18 protein-coding genes are annotated in these 19,268 nt (G+C 59.5%); 2 read left to right on the top strand and 16 right to left on the bottom strand.

All coding sequences use genetic code 11. From position 1 onward, the window contains the following. Nucleotides 1–15: 15 nt before the first annotated feature. Together JFU11_RS11325 and rluC are read right to left on the bottom strand one after the other, a co-directional pair. On the bottom strand, nt 16–678 hold the full coding sequence (locus JFU11_RS11325) for an HAD-IA family hydrolase (RefSeq protein ID WP_201060640.1): 663 nt from the start codon (nt 676–678) through the stop codon (nt 16–18). Continuing rightward, on the bottom strand, nt 665–1,627 hold the full coding sequence (gene rluC, locus JFU11_RS11320) for a 23S rRNA pseudouridine(955/2504/2580) synthase RluC (protein ID WP_038982087.1): 963 nt from the start codon (nt 1,625–1,627) through the stop codon (nt 665–667). Before rluC ends, JFU11_RS11325 begins: the two co-directional genes overlap by 14 nt. A gap of 700 nt (nt 1,628–2,327) precedes the next feature. Here rluC and rne point away from each other — a divergent pair. Continuing rightward, nucleotides 2,328–5,525, top strand: coding sequence for a ribonuclease E (gene rne / locus JFU11_RS11315; RefSeq protein WP_123723081.1), 3,198 nt, complete (start codon nt 2,328–2,330; stop codon nt 5,523–5,525). A 259-nt stretch (nt 5,526–5,784) separates the two neighbouring features. Next, on the top strand, nt 5,785–6,672 hold the full coding sequence (locus JFU11_RS11310) for a LysR family transcriptional regulator (RefSeq protein ID WP_123723080.1): 888 nt from the start codon (nt 5,785–5,787) through the stop codon (nt 6,670–6,672). Between the two features lie 15 nt (nt 6,673–6,687). Here the strand turns inward: JFU11_RS11310 and JFU11_RS11305 are convergent, their stop codons facing one another. From JFU11_RS11305 to JFU11_RS11240, 14 genes are all read right to left on the bottom strand, one after another. After that, a complete protein-coding gene (locus tag JFU11_RS11305; RefSeq protein WP_123723079.1) occupies nt 6,688–7,584 on the bottom strand; it encodes a hypothetical protein in 897 nt (298 codons plus the stop codon). Further along, nucleotides 7,584–8,501 carry a DMT family transporter gene (locus tag JFU11_RS11300; protein ID WP_201060638.1) on the bottom strand — a complete coding sequence of 306 codons (918 nt, stop codon included), beginning with the start codon at nt 8,499–8,501 and terminating at the stop codon, nt 7,584–7,586. The genes JFU11_RS11305 and JFU11_RS11300 overlap by 1 nt, the downstream gene beginning before the upstream one ends. Before the next feature lie 11 nt (nt 8,502–8,512). After that, nucleotides 8,513–9,655: a hypothetical protein gene (locus tag JFU11_RS11295; protein WP_201060637.1), complete on the bottom strand. Its 1,143-nt coding sequence runs from the start codon at nt 9,653–9,655 to the stop codon at nt 8,513–8,515. Nucleotides 9,656–10,071: 416 nt separating this feature from the next. Beyond that, a complete protein-coding gene (locus tag JFU11_RS11290) occupies nt 10,072–10,665 on the bottom strand; it encodes a nucleotidyltransferase family protein (protein ID WP_123723076.1) in 594 nt (197 codons plus the stop codon). Further along, nucleotides 10,662–11,645, bottom strand: coding sequence for an XdhC family protein (locus tag JFU11_RS11285; RefSeq protein WP_201060636.1), 984 nt, complete (start codon nt 11,643–11,645; stop codon nt 10,662–10,664). The genes JFU11_RS11290 and JFU11_RS11285 overlap by 4 nt, the downstream gene beginning before the upstream one ends. Further along, the gene (locus tag JFU11_RS11280) at nt 11,645–13,966 is read right to left on the bottom strand and encodes a xanthine dehydrogenase family protein molybdopterin-binding subunit (RefSeq protein WP_201060635.1); all 2,322 of its coding nucleotides are present in this window, start codon (nt 13,964–13,966) and stop codon (nt 11,645–11,647) included. The genes JFU11_RS11285 and JFU11_RS11280 overlap by 1 nt, the downstream gene beginning before the upstream one ends. After that, nucleotides 13,963–14,433 (bottom strand): (2Fe-2S)-binding protein, encoded by a 471-nt coding sequence (locus tag JFU11_RS11275; RefSeq protein WP_038982082.1) that lies wholly within the window; start codon nt 14,431–14,433, stop codon nt 13,963–13,965. The genes JFU11_RS11280 and JFU11_RS11275 overlap by 4 nt, the downstream gene beginning before the upstream one ends. Nucleotides 14,434–14,669: 236 nt before the next feature. Beyond that, complete coding sequence (gene murB, locus JFU11_RS11270) at nt 14,670–15,689, bottom strand: UDP-N-acetylmuramate dehydrogenase (protein WP_123723073.1); 1,020 nt, start codon at nt 15,687–15,689, stop codon at nt 14,670–14,672. Next, nucleotides 15,686–16,150 (bottom strand): low molecular weight protein-tyrosine-phosphatase, encoded by a 465-nt coding sequence (locus JFU11_RS11265; protein WP_201060634.1) that lies wholly within the window; start codon nt 16,148–16,150, stop codon nt 15,686–15,688. Before JFU11_RS11265 ends, murB begins: the two co-directional genes overlap by 4 nt. Beyond that, a complete protein-coding gene (kdsB, locus tag JFU11_RS11260) occupies nt 16,150–16,914 on the bottom strand; it encodes a 3-deoxy-manno-octulosonate cytidylyltransferase (protein ID WP_123723071.1) in 765 nt (254 codons plus the stop codon). Before kdsB ends, JFU11_RS11265 begins: the two co-directional genes overlap by 1 nt. Further along, a complete protein-coding gene (locus JFU11_RS11255; RefSeq protein WP_003174668.1) occupies nt 16,911–17,096 on the bottom strand; it encodes a Trm112 family protein in 186 nt (61 codons plus the stop codon). Before JFU11_RS11255 ends, kdsB begins: the two co-directional genes overlap by 4 nt. A 25-nt stretch (nt 17,097–17,121) precedes the next feature. Continuing rightward, nucleotides 17,122–18,132: a tetraacyldisaccharide 4'-kinase gene (gene lpxK, locus JFU11_RS11250; RefSeq protein ID WP_201060633.1), complete on the bottom strand. Its 1,011-nt coding sequence runs from the start codon at nt 18,130–18,132 to the stop codon at nt 17,122–17,124. Next, a complete protein-coding gene (locus JFU11_RS11245; protein WP_007904055.1) occupies nt 18,132–18,560 on the bottom strand; it encodes a biopolymer transporter ExbD in 429 nt (142 codons plus the stop codon). The genes lpxK and JFU11_RS11245 overlap by 1 nt, the downstream gene beginning before the upstream one ends. After that, complete coding sequence (locus JFU11_RS11240) at nt 18,557–19,192, bottom strand: MotA/TolQ/ExbB proton channel family protein (RefSeq protein ID WP_008067747.1); 636 nt, start codon at nt 19,190–19,192, stop codon at nt 18,557–18,559. The genes JFU11_RS11245 and JFU11_RS11240 overlap by 4 nt, the downstream gene beginning before the upstream one ends. Nucleotides 19,193–19,268 lie beyond the last annotated feature (76 nt).

Below are 19,268 nucleotides of genomic sequence, written 5' to 3'. Positions count from 1 at the left end.
CAGCAAAAAAACCAATTAAACCCGCTGATTCAGCCAGGCGTGCAACTCTGAAAAACGATCAATGGCCAGTCTCGGCTCAAATAGCTTCAAGGCGTCGATCGATTGAGCGCCATAGCTGACCGCCACTGAATCCATGCCCGCATTGCGCGCCATCTGCAGATCGAACGACGAATCGCCAACCATCAGCGCTTGCTCCGGACGGACCTCGCAATGGGCGAGAATCTGCTCAAGCATCAGCGGATGGGGTTTGCTGGCAGTTTCGTCAGCGGCACGGGTGATGTCGAAATAATCTTCCCAGCCGTGAGACTTCAGCACCCGATCCAGCCCACGACGAGCCTTGCCGGTCGCTACTGCTAGATGATACCCCTCGACACGAAACGCTTCGAGAGACTCGATAACACCCTCAAACAGCGGAGAAGGCACGGCTTCCGACGCAATGTAGTGATCCGCATAGTGTTGACGGAATGCTATCAGCTCGGTGTCGCCAATCTCGGGATACAGCGTGCGGATCGCTTCCGGCAAGCCCAGACCGATAATGCCTTTGACGGCAAAATCATCACGCAACTGAAAACCGGACCGCTCGGACGCGACATGCATCGCCTCGACAATCCGACCAATGGAGTCAGCCAGCGTGCCGTCCCAATCGAAAACCAGCAGCTTGTAATCAGTAGGGTGCACTCAAGCGCTCCACGGTTTTGGCCCACATCTCGTCGACGGGCGCCTGCAACTTGAGCTCACCACCATCAGGCAGCGGCACAGTCAGCATGTAGGCGTGCAGAAACAGACGCTTGCCGCCGAGATCACGAATCTCTTTGCTGAAACCCTCATCGCCGTACTTGGTATCACCAGCAATGCAATGTCCGGCATGCAGAGTATGGACGCGAATCTGGTGAGTGCGCCCCGTGATCGGCTTGGCCTCGACCATAGTGGCAAAGTCGCCAAAGCGACGCAGCACCTTGAACACGGTCACAGACTCCTTGCCCTCCTCCTCGTCCACTTCGACCATGCGCTCGCCGGAGCGCAGATTGCTCTTGCCCAGCGACGCACGGACTTGCTTGATCGAGGCCGCCCAGTTGCCGCGCACCAGCGCCATGTAGCGCTTGTCGACGCCATCGCCGCGCAATGCCGTGTGCAAGTGGCGCAACATGCTGCGCTTTTTGGCAATCATCAGCAGGCCGGAAGTATCACGATCGAGACGATGAACCAGTTCGAGTTCCTTGCAATCCGGACGCAACTGACGAAAGGCTTCAATCACGCCGTAGGTCAAGCCACTGCCGCCATGAACCGCAATGCCGCAAGGCTTGTTGACCACGATCAGCGCCTTGTCTTCGTAGACAATCGAGGCCTCGAGCCGCTGCAGCAGACCCTGGGCCAATGGCACGGGTTCGTCGCGCTCAGGCACGCGAACCGGCGGCACGCGCACGATATCGCCCGCCTGCAGCTTGTATTCGGGCTTGATCCGACCTTTGTTCACCCGCACTTCGCCCTTGCGCAAAATGCGATAAATCAAGGTCTTGGGCACGCCTTTGAGCCGAGCGAGAAGGAAGTTATCAATTCGTTGGCCGGCATATTCCGGCGAGACCTCCAGCAGTTGTACGGCTGGGGTCGAAGGGGCAGTAGTCGTCATGGCGTGAATGATAACAATTTTTTATGGAATTGAAGCACTTAATCATTGCTGCTATAGTCGCGAACGCCGCCAAAAGTGGCCTGGACAGCGGACTAACGGTCAAAAACCGGCCCTGACCAACGCAATTCACGAGGACGAGAGGCCGTCCTACGGGGCTTTCGCTACGTAACGGCAGAGTTTTCAGTTGTAACGAGCGCAGGTGACATAAGGCCTGAATCATGCCGCAAAGCAGAGTTTTCACTCGCCTTCCGAGCAAATATTCACGGCCAGTTCACAAAGTGCAGTCAGCTGCGAACGACCCCGAGCGAACGCTTCGGAAACACCGCCTAAATTAGCCATGATGCGTGACCTCCCCTTTCGGAGCTCACGGTAAATGCCAACCCGCTGCGGATTCTGCGCGCGGCAGCACCCGAATTATCAGGGATACGTGTAGGGTGGAGATGCACAACCGCTGGACTGTGTAGCAATAGGCTTTATCAAGACGCTTCATCTCGTCCACAGCCGCCGGTTGATTCCTCCTCCTGACTGAGTGCTTAAGTAGCCACAGCAAGCAGGACGCGTACGTCGCGACACCGGCCCAATTGGCCGGGGTTCGCTAGACACTGGAGTGGCCAACCACTCCTGACGCACCTGACACCGACCATGAGAAGTCGTGTGTGCCGAACGCCGTTTCCGGCAGCCCGGAAACCGACGGTACTACATGAAAAGAATGCTGATTAACGCAACTCAACCCGAAGAGTTGCGTGTTGCACTGGTAGATGGCCAGCGCCTCTACGACCTGGACATCGAATCCGGTGCACGCGAGCAGAAGAAGGCCAACATCTATAAAGGCCGGATTACTCGCATCGAACCAAGCCTTGAGGCTGCCTTTGTCGATTTCGGCTCTGAGCGCCACGGCTTCCTGCCCCTCAAAGAAATCTCCCGCGAATACTTCAAGAAAGCCCCCGAAGGCCGCGTCAACATCAAGGACGTCCTGAGCGAAGGCCAGGAAGTCATCGTTCAGGTCGAAAAAGAAGAACGTGGCAACAAGGGCGCCGCCCTGACCACCTTCATCAGCCTGGCCGGTCGTTACCTGGTCCTGATGCCGAACAACCCGCGTGCCGGCGGTATCTCCCGTCGCATCGAAGGTGAAGAGCGCAACGAACTGCGTGAAGCCCTGAACGGTCTGGTTGCCCCGGCCGACATGGGTCTGATCGTTCGCACTGCCGGCCTTGGCCGCAGCAGCGAAGAAATGCAGTGGGACCTCGATTACCTGCTGCAACTCTGGACCGCCATCAAAGAAGCTTCGCTGGATCGTTCCGCGCCGTTCCTGATCTACCAGGAAAGCAACGTGATCATCCGCGCCATCCGCGATTACCTGCGCCAGGACATCGGCGAAGTACTGATCGACAGCGTTGAAGCCCAGGACGAAGCCCTGACCTTCATTCGCCAGGTGATGCCGCAGTACGCCAGCAAAATCAAGCTGTACGAAGACAGCGTTCCGCTGTTCAACCGTTTCCAGATCGAAAGCCAGATCGAAACCGCCTTCCAGCGCGTCGTCGAACTGCCTTCCGGCGGCTCCATCGTTATCGATCCGACCGAAGCCCTGGTGTCCATCGACATCAACTCGGCGCGCGCCACCAAAGGCAGCGACATCGAAGAAACCGCACTGCAGACCAACCTTGAAGCTGCCGAAGAAATCGCCCGTCAGTTGCGCTTGCGCGACATCGGCGGCCTGATCGTCATCGACTTCATCGACATGACCCCTGCCAAGAACCAGCGCGCCGTGGAAGAAAAAGTCCGCGAATGCCTGGAAGCCGACCGCGCTCGCGTGCAAGTCGGTCGCATCTCGCGCTTCGGCCTGCTGGAAATGTCCCGTCAGCGCCTGCGTCCATCGCTGGGCGAAAGCAGTGGCATCGTCTGCCCGCGTTGCAACGGCACCGGCATCATCCGTGACGTTGAATCGCTGTCGCTGGCGATCCTGCGCCTGATCGAAGAAGAAGCCCTGAAAGACCGCACCGCCGAAGTTCGCGCACAAGTGCCGATTCCGGTTGCAGCTTTCCTGCTCAACGAAAAACGCAACTCGATCACCAAGATCGAACTGCGCACCCGTGCCCGCATCGTCATTCTGCCGAACGATCACCTCGAAACGCCGCACTTCGAAGTTCAGCGTCTGCGCGATGACAGCCCGGAAGCCAGCATCAATCAGTCCAGCTACGAAATCGCCGCTGCCGCTGCCGAAGTCGAAGAAGTCCAGCCAGCCGCCGCGACCCGCACCCTGGTTCGCCAGGAAGCCGCGGTCAAGACCGCTCCGGCCCGCGCCAACGCTCCGGTTCCGACCGAAGTCGCCGCCGCTCCGGTGGCTGCACCAGCTGCCGTAGCCCCAGAGCCAAGCCTGTTCAAAGGCCTGGTGAAGTCGCTGGTCAGCCTGTTCGCCACCAAGGAAGAGCCTGCTGCGCCGGTTGTGGTTGAAAAGCCAGCTACCGAACGCCCTGCCCGCAACGAAGAGCGCCGTAACGGCCGTCAACAGAGCCGCAACCGTAACGGTCGCCGCGATGAAGAGCGCAAGCCTCGTGAGGAACGTGCACCGCGTGAAGAGCGCGCACCACGTGAGCCACGCGAAGCCCGCGAAGAAGCTCCAGCAGTCGCCCAGGAACGCGCTCCGCGTGAAGAGCGCGCACCACGCGCCCCTCGTGAAGAACGTGCACCGCGCGCCCCGCGTGAAGATCGCAAGCCACGTGGCGAGCGCGAAGAACGTCCGGTTCGTGAATTGCGCGAGCCTCTGGATGCCGCTCCGGCCGCCGCTGCCAACGCTGAAGAGCGTCCAGCCCGTCAACCACGTGAAGAACGCGCTCCACGCCCACCGCGTGAAGAACGTCAGCCACGTACCGAGCAAGCCGCTGCTGCCGTTGCTGAAGAAGAGCTGACCACCAGCGAAGAGCAACTGCAGGAAGACAGTCAGGAAGGCGCCGAAGGCGATCGTCCACGCCGCCGCTCCCGTGGCCAGCGTCGTCGCAGCAACCGTCGTGAGCGTCAACGCGATGCCAACGGCAACGTGATCGAAGGTTCGGAAGAGTCCGAATCGGCTGAAAACGCCGAAGCGCCAAGCGCTGCCGATCTGGCCGCCGGCCTGGCTGTTACCGCAGCCGTTGCCAGCTCCGTGATCAGCGCACCTGCTGAAGCACAAGCCAACGAGCAAGCTGAACGCGCCACTGCCGCCACTCTGGAAACCGCTCCGGTTGAAGCGCCAGTGGTTGAAGCGACCACGCCGGTAGAAGTAACTGCCGCTCCGGAAATCGAAGTAGCACCGGTTCGTGAAGCCCAGCCTGAAGTTGAAGCTGCCGCTGAACCGGCCGTCGTCGCTGAACCGGTAGTTGCTGCAGAGCCTGTGGTTGAAGCCCCGGCTGAACCGGTACGTGAAGTTCGCGAGGAACAAACCACGTTCAACTGGGTTGCCGAGCCACCTGTAGCGGTCGAAGCTCCAGCGCCAGTCGCTGAAGCTCCGGCTGCTGAAGCCATGGTCTCCGAGCCAGTGGTTGCTGCTGCCGAGCCTGCTCCAGTGGTTGTTGAAGCGCCAGTTGTTGCCGAAGAGGCTGCACCGGTGGTTGAAGCCGCCCCTGTCAGCGCTCTGACCCCAAGTGGCCGTGCGCCGAACGACCCGCGTGAAGTACGTCGTCGCAAGCGTGAAGCCGAGCGTCTGCAGAAGGAAGCCGAATTGGCTGCCACTGCTGCTCCGGCTGCTGCCGAGCCAGCACCGGTTGTTGCTGAAGTTGTCGAGGCAGCCCCTGCCCCGGCCGCTGAAGCCCCTGCCGAGCCGGTTGAATCCGCGATCGACGAAGCACCTCGCTCCGTTCAGGAAGCGGTAGAGCAACACGAGCAAGCCCAGGAAAAAGAGCACGAGCCTAAACCCCTCGTCTGATTCCATCGGCCACTAAAAAGCCCCGCCTGGTGATCCAGGCGGGGCTTTTTTTGCTTATAGAAACTGAAGCCTGTCGCTACCTGGCAACGGTTTATTGCCGAGGCGATTGCATTCCTCGCTAAACACCCGCTTAAATATTTGTAAGCAAGTATTACGAAAGAACTGTACAACGTGCAGAATAGAGCGGTGCAGGGCTCAAAGTAGGTCCTGCCACGGCCCGAAAGCCTTCGGCCCGTTATGGAGCAAAGAGTGCGTGACTATGGAAATTGCTGAACTGGACGCTTTCAAAGCGATTGTTGACTACGGCAGCGTCACACAAGCAGCGATCAGGTTAAACCGCGCTCAATCCAGTATTTCCTTCCGCATCAAGACACTCGAATCACGGCTCGATACCAAGCTGTTTGAACGCTCCGGTCGCGGTATCACGATGACGGCGCCAGGCAAGGAGCTCTATGCCTATGCCTCACAAATCCTCGAACTGGTTGCTCGCGCTCAAGCCAGCCTGAACCAGACAAAAACCGAAACACGGGTGCGTTTGGGTGTCATCGAAAACCTCACTATTACTCGCCAGAACCTGTTGCAAAGCATCGTTGCCAATCCCGACGGGCTGGCAGTGGATGTCAGCATTGGAAATACACAGTCGCTGCTCAAGGATCTTGAGGCCGGCAAGCTCGACGCAGTGATTGTCGGCGCAGGCTTTGCACCTTCGCATTATCGCCGGGTAACGCTGTTCAACGATCCCCTGGCCTTGATCTACAGCGCAGCACACCCCGCCATCCAGGACCTGAAAGCGTTCAGTGGCCAAGTGTTCCTGGTCAACAGCCGGCGCAGCGCTTCGCAACGTAATCTCGACGAACTATTCATGATGGGCAATATCACCCCGGAAAAAATCATCGAGTGTGGCTCTTATCCGCTGTTGTTTTCTAATGTGATCAACGGCGTGGGCGTTGCCCTGGTGCCGTTGTCACTGGTCGATTCGTGCTGCCGCAGTGAACAGGTGCAAACATATTTCCTGAGTGGTTCATATGCCTCGCTGACCACCGAATTCGTGTTTTTCGATCACCCTGGCAAACCAGCCCCCAGAGCGCTTGCGCAATGGGTGCTGGACTTCGAAAAACCGGCCCGCTTACCGCTGACGGAAGGGTAACGGGCCGGGCCCCCGTCAGCAGTTACACGATTGCCGCACCACCTCGTCCTCGAAGAGGTTGGACAGTTGCAGTCCATCCTCCTGGCTGCTCGCCCGAATGACGTCACCGTGCTGCAACTCGAAGGCATCCTTGTCGGTACTTAACGAGGCACCGAGCAAAACATAGTGAACCGTACCGGGCTCGCAAAGCTCTTCATGCTGGAACAACAGGGCTTCGAGTTCACGTTTGGCAAACATCAACTGATCCAGCCCTAATAGCGACTGTTTGTCCCACACGGTTTCACCACGCCGGACAATCGAACTCCTCACCACTGAGTAGCGCGGTGGTTCTGCGATCACCAGCTCGTGGCACAACGCGGTATTGCGCAACTTGGAGAGACCAGCCAGCCCGGGTTGAGTGTGACGCAGCACCGGGTCAGAAAAATCCACCGCCAAGGTGTAACCGATATAGCGGGGGTTTCGGCAGTCGTCGATGAGGTACACACAGGCATACTCGATCTCGATTCCCGCGCCACTGGCATGACACGGTGATTTGATCGCCCGGGAAGCGGCCACCAACCCTTTGCCGTTACCTTTGTAGTACCAGTCCGGCGAGGACCTCTGAGGCATGGGCAGACCATTGACCGAGCGATGCGTGTAACCAAAACCGCTCACCATGCACACGGCATCCCGTACGGGCCGCAGCGGCACGTTAAAGGTCATCAATGAAAGCGCTTCAAGCGGCACCGCTACCAAGGACAAGTTGCTTTTGAAGTGCTCCCAGGATTGCTTGCTACGCATGAATCGCACAGCCAACGCCTGAGAACTTTCGGCATCTTCGACCTGCCAGACCGTAGCCGATGCCCCCTTGCCCTGCACAATCCCCACCCACCGCACACCGTGACGGTCGACCGAATCGATGATTCTGTCCATCAAGCCGCCTCCGTGCGCAGTACCACCGGTGCCCGCCTTTTAATGGAACAGAGGATCACCCCACATACAATCAGCACCAGACTGACCAGGTGATAGGCGTGCAGTTGCACGTCGAGGAACACGATACTGAACAGCCCACCGGACAGTGGCACCAAGTGAGTGAAGATCTCACCACGGGTGGCACCGATTTCACCGATACCTTTGCTCCAGAACAAGTACGACAGCCAGGACGGGAAGATCACCAGATACGCCAGGCCCAGCCACGGTGCAGCGCCCTGCCCCAGGTTGAACGTCAGATCAGGGTGCAATGCCCAAATACCCAGGCTGAACGGAATCAGGCACAGCGCCCCCACCACCGCGCAATACGTCACGAACGCATTGCCGGCGATGGTTTTTGGCTTTGTCCGCAAAAAGGAGCAATAGACAGCCCAACTGGCAGCCGAGGCCATGGTCCAGAAATCGCCTTTGTTGAAGCCTTCCAGGAAGCTCAAATCGGACAGATGCCCCATCGTCACCAGCCAGAACACACCCACCGTACTGATGACCACCCCAAGCATGTTCGACCTGGAGATGAAATCACCGAAAACGAAACGGTTGAGGGCCAGTACCAGACACGGCGTGGCCGACAGGTAAATCGCCGCATTCAACGAACTGGTGTATTGCAAACCGATATATAAGGTCAGCGGAAATATAACTTGGCCACAGATCGCCAACATAACCAGAGTCAACCATGACTTACGTGCGGCCGGCAAACTGGCGATCACGGCTTTATAGTTAATCAGCAGTAGTAAAGCGCTGGTAATCAGCCATCGAAGTTGCGACAGCAGCACCGGATCAACATCCACCACCATCAACTTTCCGACGACATAGTTACCGCCCCAGAACACGGCAGCGAGTGAAAGTAATAAGTACGGCATTGACGCCTCCGTTAGATCTTCTTCATTAACATGAAAGAGGCACCGTCGAACTCGACTTCCCCTCGCAGATGGAACAAGTCTTGATACACAGACAGTTGCGCCTGCAACACATCCGTAATGGGCACCAACAACAGTGCCTGCGTCGCCAGCACCCGGGCCAGTTCATTGACATAGACTCGGCAAGGCTCGGCCTCGACAGGCGAACTGTTGGCGACAATCAGTGAGTAACCCAATCGACGGCGATAGTGAAAGTCGCCGGCCGATGCGAATGGCAACCTCGAAAAATCCAGATCGGCGCGCAACCTGAGCTGCTTATGGCCGTAGTCCTGAGCCCACTGCAAGTGATGGGCAAACGGCTGCCGGGAACTGGAAATGACATCCAGGCTGTGCTGGCCGAACGCTTGAAGCTGAGCGTTATCGGATGGGGCAATCAGCAATACGGACTTTTTGCCCGGCGTGTCGAGATACTCCGCCAGTGGTGCCGGCAATGTCGGCGTCTCGCGCTTCGGGCTGTCACGGTAGATCATCAACCAGTCCGAATTGATCGCGGCCCAATTGCTGACTTGCAGCGTCTGCTCGATCGACGGCTGGTAGGTTTCCATGAGGTGAGCCTTGAACGGCAAGTATTGCAGGACCTTTCCCTGATCGCCAACGATGGAATAATCGCCGACCCATGTATTGAGGAAGGAACGGATTCCGACGATGCTCGCCTTACCCAGGTAATCCGCGTTCCAGCCCACAATCGCTTCACGCCCGACCCACGCGTAATCGCACAGTCGCACCGGTGGCAGGCGCGTCATCGCGACAGTCCGCGAGCCGATGGAGAGCCGACCATACGGGTCATGGTCCTGACGCAGTAACTGACTTCCCGGCGATAGCCAGACACCATCGCCTATATCCACATCGCCGCCGGCATTGACCGCAGCGTTACGACCAAAACGCACATACTGTCCAATCTTGATCGAAGGCAAATCCTGCGCCGAGTGATCGAGTTGATGATCGGCATGGGGGTGGCTGAAATACGCACCGTTTTCAAAATGAGTGGGCGAAATCAGGTGTTCTCCGACCTGCTCCTTGACGAGCAGCGGTGAGCCACTGGTATTGACCGAAAAGTGCTCCGGGGACAAACCGAAGTCGTCACCCAGTTCTTTCAAACGCTCTCCAAAAGTGACCCCGAACTTGATCTCGTCGCGATGACAACTAATTGTTTGCGACGCTTTTCTAAGTTCTCGAAGTGTTTTGACATAACGCGGAACAGGTTGAGAAACATCTGCAGAACTTAATGCCCGCTCCAATGCTCCCAACTCCTGAATATCACTGTCCAGCTCCAAAGGACTGACACTGACCGACGCATCCATATAGTGCTTTATCATCTAGGCTCTTTTTTTTCTAATGAGTACTGACCGGATGTTCACCCCAACTGTGAACATCACACGCCACATGATCGTATGTCGGATAGAACCCGCTGAATAACGAGTTTTATATCTGGCACCCATCGATAAATACGAATGGGCGAATGGAAGAGCCGATTATTCCGAGGAAAGTGCGAATGCAATCCCGCTGACAACCGTTATTGAAAAACCAGCGCCTCAGGCACATCCACATCCCACAACACCCCGGGATCCTCCACCGCCACTTCGACCACCCTCGCCTGTGCGAACAGCGACTTGGCGCCGTGATCACCGGTCAATGCCATCAATCCCGGACCGAAGCTTCGCCCGAACCCCACCGGGTGCCCATATTGCCCCTCATGCACCGGCACGCTGATCGCATCCTCCGCAATATTCGCAACAACCTGTTCAATGCTGGACGGCAGGATAAACGGCATATCCCCCAGCACAATCAGCCAACCAGCGAGTTGCGAGCACGCCGCCACACCCGCCGCAATGCTGTCGCCCAGACCGGTCGACTCGATCCGCACAATTTCGCAACCATAGGCCTGAGCCATACGAATCACTTGCGGGCGATCCGCCGTGGTCACCAGCACGCGCTTCTCAACCGCGGCGGGCAGATTCACCAGCACCTGCTCGATCACCGAATGCACGGTGACGCCATCACGACCGGTGCAGTCCACCAGCAGCTTGTCCTTATCGTCACCCGCTACCTGTCGAAACCGACTGCCCTGCCCCGCGGCCACTACGATAACGCCGATGGGGTCGCTCATACGCCCTCCTGCAACGGCTTCTTCTGTTTCAGCTCGACGCCGTTCTTGATCGCCACAATTTCGGCCAGCAGCGACAAGGCGATTTCCGCCGGTGTATGGCTGCCGATGTGCAAACCGATCGGGCCGTGCAAGCGCTCGATGGCCTGTTGTGACAAGCCTAGCTGAGCCAGGTTGTCCCGGCGCTTCTGGCTGTTGACCCGCGAACCCAGCGCACCGACATAAAACGCCTTGGAGTCCAGGGCCGTGAGCAGCGCCATGTCATCCAGGCGTGGATCGTGGGTCAGCGCGACAATGGCCGTGCGCTCGTCGGTCTGGATGGTCAGCACCGCTTCATCGGGCATGCCCGGGACGAAGCGACCGTGTTGCTCTTCCCAGCCATAGACGAACTCGGTGCGCGGATCGCAGATCAGCACTTCGAAATCCAGCAGCCGCGCCATCTCGGCAACGTAGCGCGACAGTTGGCCGGCGCCGATCAGCAACAACCGCCAGCGCGGACCATAAATGGCGCGCAAGGTCTGCCCGTCAAACACCAGCGCATCGGTCTTGCTCGCTGACTGCAAAACCACATCACCGGTCGCCAGGTTCAGCTCACGGGCAACGATTTCATGCGCCTCGCAGCGCGTCAGCAATTCGGCGATCCACGCCGGATCGCCGACGCGCTCCTCGGTCAGGCGCAATGTGCCGCCGCATGGCAAACCAAACCGCGCGGCCTCCTCACGGGTGACGCCATAGGTAATCAACTGCACCGGCGGCCCGTCGGCCGGGATACGGCCATCGTGCAGCCGGGCAATCAGGTCATCCTCGACACAGCCACCGGACACCGAGCCAATCACCACGCCGTCTTCACGCAAGGCCAGCATGGCACCAGGTGCCCGGGGCGCGGTGCCCCAGGTCTGGACCACGCTGTACAACATCACCCGCTGACCGGCGCGGCGCCATTCCAGCACGCTGCGCAGGACGTTCAGATCGACGCTGTCCATCAGGCTTGCGCCTTCTGCCAACCCTGCAGCTGATAGCGTACCGGCAGGTTACGGATGCGCTTGCCGGTGGCCGCAAAGATCGCGTTGCACAGCGCTGGCGCGATCGGCGGCACACCTGGTTCACCGACTCCACCCAACGGCACATCGCCCGGTGGCGTGACCAGATGCACGGCGACTTCTTTCGGTGCCAGAGACATGCGCGCCACCTCGTACATGTGGAAATTGTCCTGCTGAACCTTACCGTCCTTGAAGCTGATTTCCCCCAACACCGCGTTGCCCAGGCCCATCACGCAGGCGCCTTCGAACTGCGAGCGAATCCGCTCAGGGTTGATCTGCGGGCCGCAATCCACGGCGATGTCGGCCTTGTGCACGATCAACGTGCCATCGTCTTTGACTTCAACCTCGATCACCGCCGCCACATAAGTGACAAAACTATAGTGCACTGCCAGGCCCAAGCCTCGGCCCTTGGGCAACTCACGCCCCCAACCGGCCGCTTTGGCGGCGGTTTCCAGCACGGTGCGCATCCGTGCGGTATCGATCGGGTAACGTTCGGGGGATTCACCGTAGTTCCACTCTTCACTCAAGGTGCGCGGATCGATCTGACGGTCCGGGCCGAGCAGTTTGATCTGGTACTTGAGCGGATCCTGGCCAGCCTTGTGGGCCAGTTCATCGACAAAGCTCTGAATCGCAAAGCCGTGGGGAATGTTCGACACCGAGCGATACCAACCGACCCGGGTATGGACCGTCGCTTCAGGGTTTTCCAGGCGCACATTGGGGATCGCGTAAGCCATGTTGGTAAAGCCCATGCCCAACTCGAAAGCCGCCTCATGGTTCATCCCCGGCGCGAACAGCGCGGTGATACTCGGCGCCACCGTGCGGTGCAGCCAGCCGGACGGCAGACCGTCCTTGTTCAGGCTGGCCTTCAGGTATTCGGCCGACACAGTGTGGAAATAGGAGTTGTGGATGTCGTCTTCGCGGGTCCATTGCACCCGCACCGCCTTACCCGGGAACTCCTTGGCCAGGATCGCCGCTTCAACGACGAAGTCCGGCTTGGATTTGCGACCGAAACCGCCGCCGAGCAAGGTGACGTTGAACGTGACGTTATCGAATGGAATGCCGAGGCGCTCGCCGATCCGTTCGCGGGTGACTTGCGGGGCCTGGCTTGGGGCCCACGCTTCGCACACGCCGTCCTTGAAACGGGCGATGGCGACCATCGGCTCCATTGGCGATTGTGCCAGGTGCGGCAGGTAGTAAGAGGCTTCGAGGGTGCTGTCGGCGCTGCTCATGGCCTGGTCGATGCTGCCGGTATTGCGTACCACTTTGCCAGGTTTGAGAGACGCGGCTTCGAGTTCCTTGCGATAAGCGATCGAGTCATAACTGGCGTTGGGGCCGTCATCCCACTCGATTTTCAGCGCTTCGCGGCCCTTGATCGCCGCCCAGGTATTGCTGGCCACCACGGCCACACCGCCCAGAGGCTGAAACTCGGACGGCAATGGACGGCTTTCGATTTGCAGGACCTTGATCACGCCCGGGACTTTCATCGCGGCGCTGGCATCGAAGGATTTGACCTTGCCGCCGTAGACCGCTGGACGCGCGATGGTGGCGAAGAGCATGCCGTCGAAATGCACATCGGCGCCGTATACCGCGCGACCATTGACGATGTCCGCACCGTCGATGGCCTTGGTGCCTTCCTTGCCGATGTAACGGAATTCCGAGGGTTGCTTGAGCCGCAGGCTGTCGCGGGCCGGCACTGCCAGTGCCCCGGCAGCAGCGGCCAAAGCGCCGTAGCCCAGTTCACGACCGGTCGGTTGGTGAATGACTTTATGCAATTGCGCATGGCACTCGCTAACCGGCACTTTCCACTGCGCGGCAGCGGCTTGCTCAAGCATGGTCCGCGCGGCAGCACCGCAACGGCGCATCGGCTCGTACCAGTGACGCATGCTGCGCGAACCGTCGGTGTCCTGATTACCGAAACGCACTTCGTCGCCCGGTGCCTGTCGCACTTTGACCAGCGCCCAGTCGGCGTCCAGTTCATCGGCCACCACCATGGTCAGGCTGGTGCGCACGCCCTGGCCCATTTCCGAGCGGTTGCAAACCACGGTCACGCTGCCATCGGCGGCGATGCTGACATAAACCTTTGGATCATCGATCCAGCCATTGGGCATGCCGTCAGCGCCGAACTTCTTGTCTTTTTCGGCCGCGAGGGCGTCCTGCCAGCCCCAGCTTGCCGCCAGCACCAGCGCACTGGTGGCGCCCACGCCTTTGAGGAAACCACGGCGGCTGAGGTTGCTCAGCGCAAAGTCATTCGGTAACTGGCTCATGCCTTGGCCTCCTTCAGGTGAGTGGATGCCTGGCGGATGGCGGTCTTGATCCGGTTGTAGGTGCCGCAACGGCAAATGTTGCCGACCATCGCCTCTTCAATCTGCTCGTCGCTGGGGTTCGGGTTGGTTTTCAGCAAGGCGGTGGCCGACATGATCTGCCCGCCCTGGCAGTAACCGCACTGAGCCACGGCGCTGTCGAGCCAGGCTTGCTGGACGACTTTGCCAACCGGGTCGGCGTGCAGGTTATCGATGGTGGTGACGTTCTGGCCGACTACCGAGCCGATCGGCGTGATGCAACTGCGCGCAGGCGCGCCATCGATATGAATGGTGCAGGCGCCACACAGGCCCATGCCGCAGCCAAATTTGGTGCCGTTGTAGCCGGCCACGTCACGGATCGCCCAGAGCAGCGGCATGTCCTCGGTGACATCGAGTTGATGATCTTGTCCATTGAGTTTCAGGGTAATCATGGGCACGCCCGCATAGTTATAGAGGTTATGGGGTCGAGCAATCTGCCGCGTGGGTTCCTTCACGCAGATCGACTCAGGCTAATGGGCTCTCTTATGCAGACGGCAACGTCTGCACCGGGCCTTTGGTGGAGCAAATGCATGCATCGTTAGGTAGCTAAGTTACCCCAGCATTAACAAAAAAGCCCTGCACATTTGAAGATGTGCAGGGCTTTGGAATCAGCCGTGAAAGCGTAGCCTCAATACCGATTGGGCTCCATTTCCAGGTCGACGTGGAAACGTTCTGAAATGTCTTTTTGAATGCGTTGCGCCAGGTTCAGCAATTGCAGGCCTGTTGCGGCGCCGTAGTTGACCAGCACCAGCGCCTGTAATTTATGCACACCGGCATCACCGTCGCGAAAGCCTTTCCAGCCGGCCCGTTCGATCAGCCAGCCCGCCGCCAGTTTCATTTGCCCGTCAGGTTGCGCGTAGGCTACCAGCTCCGGGTATTGCTCCTTCAGTTGCGCCACCAATGTCGCCGGCACCAAGGGGTTCTTGAAGAAGCTGCCGGCATTGCCGAGCACCGTCGGGTCCGGGAGTTTTTCATTGCGAATGCTGCAAATAGCCTGACTGACATCGGTAGGCGTCGGGTGATCAATGCCCAGCGACGTCAGGCGCTGGCGAACCGGCCCGTATTCCAGGTGCAGGTGAGCGGTGCGATTGAGGGTGAAACGCACCCGCAGGATCAACCAGCGCCCCGGTTCCTGTTTGAACAGGCTGTCACGGTAGGCAAAGTTGCACTCGGCCAGCGTGAAATCCCGCAACTCGCCGGTTTGGCGATCAAGGGCCGTCAGGCCGGCAAAAACGTCTTTGATCTCGACGCCGTAAGCGCCGATGTTCTGCATCGGTGCCGCGCCCACAGTGCCGGGAATCAGACTGAGGTTCTCCAGCCCCGACAATCCTTGCGCCAGCGTGTGCTGCACAAACGGATGCCACGGCTCGCCCGCCTCGGCTTCGATCACCACCTGGTTGCCGTCATCGCTCAGCAGGCGAATCCCGCGTGTGGCCATGCGCAGCACCAGTGCCTGCACATCAGCGGTCAGCAGCAAATTGCTGCCGCCACCGATCACCAGCACGGGCACATCATGTTCCAACCCATAGGCCAGGGCTTCGCGCACATCAGCATCGCTATGGGCCTCGGCAAACAGCCGGGCCTGAACATCCACGCCAAAGCTGTTGAACGGCTTGAGCGATACCAGCGGATGTACCTGCAAACTCATAACCGCCCCTTCAATTCGATTACCAGCAAATCGCTGGCGCGCTCGATCAGGTCCAGTACCGTTTCGAACCCCTGGTCACTGTCGTGATAAGGATCCGGCACTTCATCGATTTCCGACTGGAAGCGACGCAGGAACAGATCCAGCTCGGCCTTGCCCTTGTCCGGTTGCAAGGCCTTGAGGTGGCGCAGGTTACTGTTGTCCATCGCCAGAATCAGGTCGTAGGTGGCGAAATCGGCACGGCTGACTTGTTGCGCACGCTGGGCCGACAAGTCATAACCGCGCAACTTGGCCGCGGCCTGGCTGCGCTTGTCCGGGGCCTTGCCGACATGCCAGTCACCAGTGCCGGCGGAAGCCACTTCGACTTGATCGGCCAGCCCCGCCTCACACAGTTTGTGCCGCAATACGCCTTCGGCCGTCGGGGATCGGCAGATATTGCCCAGGCAGACGAACAGAACCCGCATCAGGCCTCCAGCAAGCGACGAACGCGCTCGAGGTCTTCAATGGTATCGACGCCGGTAGGCGGGGCGATCAGCGCATCGGCAACGTGAATCCGCACCCCGTGCCAGAGCGCCCGCAGTTGCTCCAGAGACTCGGTGTTTTCCAGCCAGCACGGGCCCCAAGTGACGAAGTCATGCAGAAAACCGGCGCGATAGGCATAAATGCCGATGTGGCGGCGATACGGCACACCTTCCGGCAATTGCTCGCGGCTCTTGGCGAACGCATCGCGAGCCCACGGCAAGGTGGCACGGCTGAACGTCAGCGCCAGGCCATTGAGGTCGCTGACCACCTTGACCACGTTGGGATTGAACAGGGTTTCCACGTCTTCGATCGGCTCGGCCAGGGTGGCCATGCGCGCCTCGGTGTGGGCGGCCAGGTTGGCGGCGACCTGATCGATCACGCTCGGCGGAATCAATGGCTCGTCGCCCTGAACGTTGACCACGATAGCGTCCGGGGCCAGGCCCAGTTTCGCCGCGACTTCGGCCAGACGGTCAGTGCCGGAATTGTGGTCTTCGCGCGTCAGTACCACTTCGGCACCAAAGCTTTTGCAGGCCTCGACAATGCGCGCATCGTCAGTGGCAACGACCACTCGCTGGGCACTGCTTTTGCTCGCTTGTTCCCAGACGTGCTGGATCATCGGCTTGCCGGCGATCAGCAGCAGAGGTTTGCCCGGCAGACGGGTGGAGGCATAGCGCGATGGAATGACAACGGTAAAGGCTGTGGTCATTTATCCAGGCGCTCGTCGGTGGTCAGGGTACGCGCTTCACTTTCGAGCATCACCGGGATGCCATCGCGAATCGGGTATGCGAGGCCAGCGCCCTTGCTGATCAGCTCGGTTTTGTCGGCGCTGAGCTTGAGCGGACCTTTGCAGATCGGGCAAGCGAGAATATCGAGCAATTTGGTGTCCATGAACATTCCCTGGATAGAAACGGAGTTAAGGCAAAAGACGAGCCGGCAACAGGCGCACCAGCTGCGTATCGAACCAGGCCACGAAGGCCGGCGATGGCGCAGCATCGACCGCCAGGTACCACCAATCGGCGGCGGCGAAGGCACGGCACTTCACCGCGTCTTTTTCCGTCATCACCACGGGCAATGACGGTGTGAAATTCAAGGCCTGCACGCTGTACTCGGCGTGGTCGGCAAATGCATGCGGCACTGGCCGCCAGTGTAGCGTTTCGAGGGTCGTGAAGAAACGCTGGGGATTGCCGATCCCGGCCACGGCGTGAATGGCCTGGCCTGCGGGGAAGTGGTCGAGAGGCCGGCGTTCGCCGCTTTGCAGATTGACCAGCGCGGTGGGTTGCAGCTGGAAGGCAAAACCGTCGATGCGGTCGGCCGTGGCGCCGTTATAAAGCACCGCATCGACGCTTTGCAGACGCTCAATCGGTTCGCGCAACGGCCCGGCCGGCAGGCAACGCTGGTTGCCCAGACCCCGGGCGGCATCGATCAGCACCAGTTCCAGGTGCCGGGCCAGCCGGTAATGCTGCATGCCGTCGTCGGAGAGGATCAGGTCCAGCGGCTCGCTCGCCAGCAAGGCTTTGACTGCGCGGCTGCGGTCCGGGTCGATCATCAGCGGCACGCCGGTGCGCTGGACGATCAACAACGGTTCATCGCCCGCCACGTCCGCGCTTTGGTCCGCCTTGACCCGCCACGGCAATTGCGGCGGTTTGGCGCCGTAGCCACGGCTGACCACGCCGACCCGCAGCCCGCTGCGCTGGCAATGCTCGATCATCCACAAAATCAGCGGTGTCTTGCCGGTACCGCCCACCGTGATATTGCCGACCACAATCAGCGGCACCGGCGGCTGATAGATCTCGCCTTCACCCGCCAGAAAACGCTTGCGCTTGCCGGTAACCACGCGCCGATACAGCCATTCCAGAGGCTGCAACAGCTTCAGCGCCGGATGGCCTTCGTACCACGCAGCGAGCAATCGATCGGACATGGCCATCAGGACGCCGGCGCCGCCTCGACAGTGGTCATGCGCAAGTGACTGAAACCGAGCTTGCCGGCAGCGTCCATCGCAGTGATGACGGACTGATGAGGCGTCTTGCCATCGGCGCTGATGGACAATGGCAGGTTGGTATCGCCATTGGATTCTTTCTGTAGCGCTTCCATCAGGCTGGTCAGGTCATTCTTGGGCAACAACTGGTTGTTCACGGAGAACACACCTTCGGCGCTGATGGCGATGTCCAATTGTTTGGCCTGCTGGTCCTCGGCCGGGGAACCGCTGACCGCTTCCGGCAAGTCGACGCGCAACTGGGTTTCACGGGTGAAGGTGGTGGTCACAACGAAAAACAGCAGCAGGATAAACACCACGTCGATCAACGACGCGAGGTTGATGTCTATCGTTTCCCGTGGTTTACGACGGAATTTCACGCTTTGCCCTCAGCCAGATCCACGTCGCGGTCACCCTGCACTACCTCGACCAGCTTGATCGCTTCCTGCTCCATGCCCACCACCAGCTCATCTATGCGGCGTTGCAGAAAACGGTGGAAGAACACGGCCGGGATGCCGACCATCAGGCCTGCGGCAGTGGTGATCAGTGCCTTGGAAATACCACCGGCCAGCACTGAGGCGTTGGTGCCCATGCCCGTGCCCATGAACGCACTGAAAATATCGATCATGCCCAGCACTGTACCCAGCAACCCCAACAACGGGGCCATGGCGGCGATGGTACCGAGGGCATTGATGTAGCGTTCGAGCTCGTGAATCACCCGCGCAGCGGCCTCTTCGATGCACTCTTTCATGATCTCGCGACCATGCCTGGAATTCGCCAGACCGGCAGCCAGGATCTCGCCCAACGGAGAGTTGGCGCGCAGTTCCTTGAGTTTTTCTTTATTGAGTTGTTTGTCCTTGATCCAGACCCAGACCTGCCCGAGCAAGTGCTCCGGAGTCACGCGGCTGGCACGCAGGGTCCAGAGACGCTCGGCGACGATCGCCATGGCGGCGATGGAACTCAGAATGATCGGCAGCATCATCCAGCCGCCGGATTTGACCAATTCCCACACAGTGACAGTCCCCTCGAAAAGTGCGCCACTCTAACATAGGGGGTGGACGCACCGAAGACCGCGATGTCGCATCCGG

Source organism: Pseudomonas sp. TH37 (genome assembly GCF_016650735.1).
GTDB lineage: Bacteria > Pseudomonadota > Gammaproteobacteria > Pseudomonadales > Pseudomonadaceae > Aquipseudomonas > Aquipseudomonas farris.
Note: the sequence above shows the minus strand (reverse complement) of the source record. Positions and strands in the feature narration are given on the sequence as shown.

Excerpts from the sequence above, each read along its gene's own strand:
- rluC (WP_038982087.1), bottom strand. The coding sequence starts at position 1,627 with ATGACGACTACTGCCCCTTCGACCCCAGCCGTACAACTGCTGGAGGTC.
- rne (WP_123723081.1), top strand. The coding sequence starts at position 2,328 with ATGAAAAGAATGCTGATTAACGCAACTCAACCCGAAGAGTTGCGTGTT.
- JFU11_RS11310 (WP_123723080.1), top strand. The coding sequence starts at position 5,785 with ATGGAAATTGCTGAACTGGACGCTTTCAAAGCGATTGTTGACTACGGC.
- JFU11_RS11305 (WP_123723079.1), bottom strand. The coding sequence starts at position 7,584 with ATGGACAGAATCATCGATTCGGTCGACCGTCACGGTGTGCGGTGGGTG.
- JFU11_RS11300 (WP_201060638.1), bottom strand. The coding sequence starts at position 8,501 with ATGCCGTACTTATTACTTTCACTCGCTGCCGTGTTCTGGGGCGGTAAC.
- JFU11_RS11290 (WP_123723076.1), bottom strand. The coding sequence starts at position 10,665 with ATGAGCGACCCCATCGGCGTTATCGTAGTGGCCGCGGGGCAGGGCAGT.
- JFU11_RS11285 (WP_201060636.1), bottom strand. The coding sequence starts at position 11,645 with ATGGACAGCGTCGATCTGAACGTCCTGCGCAGCGTGCTGGAATGGCGC.
- JFU11_RS11280 (WP_201060635.1), bottom strand. The coding sequence starts at position 13,966 with ATGAGCCAGTTACCGAATGACTTTGCGCTGAGCAACCTCAGCCGCCGT.
- JFU11_RS11275 (WP_038982082.1), bottom strand. The coding sequence starts at position 14,433 with ATGATTACCCTGAAACTCAATGGACAAGATCATCAACTCGATGTCACC.
- murB (WP_123723073.1), bottom strand. The coding sequence starts at position 15,689 with ATGAGTTTGCAGGTACATCCGCTGGTATCGCTCAAGCCGTTCAACAGC.
- JFU11_RS11265 (WP_201060634.1), bottom strand. The coding sequence starts at position 16,150 with ATGCGGGTTCTGTTCGTCTGCCTGGGCAATATCTGCCGATCCCCGACG.
- kdsB (WP_123723071.1), bottom strand. The coding sequence starts at position 16,914 with ATGACCACAGCCTTTACCGTTGTCATTCCATCGCGCTATGCCTCCACC.
- JFU11_RS11255 (WP_003174668.1), bottom strand. The coding sequence starts at position 17,096 with ATGGACACCAAATTGCTCGATATTCTCGCTTGCCCGATCTGCAAAGGT.
- lpxK (WP_201060633.1), bottom strand. The coding sequence starts at position 18,132 with ATGGCCATGTCCGATCGATTGCTCGCTGCGTGGTACGAAGGCCATCCG.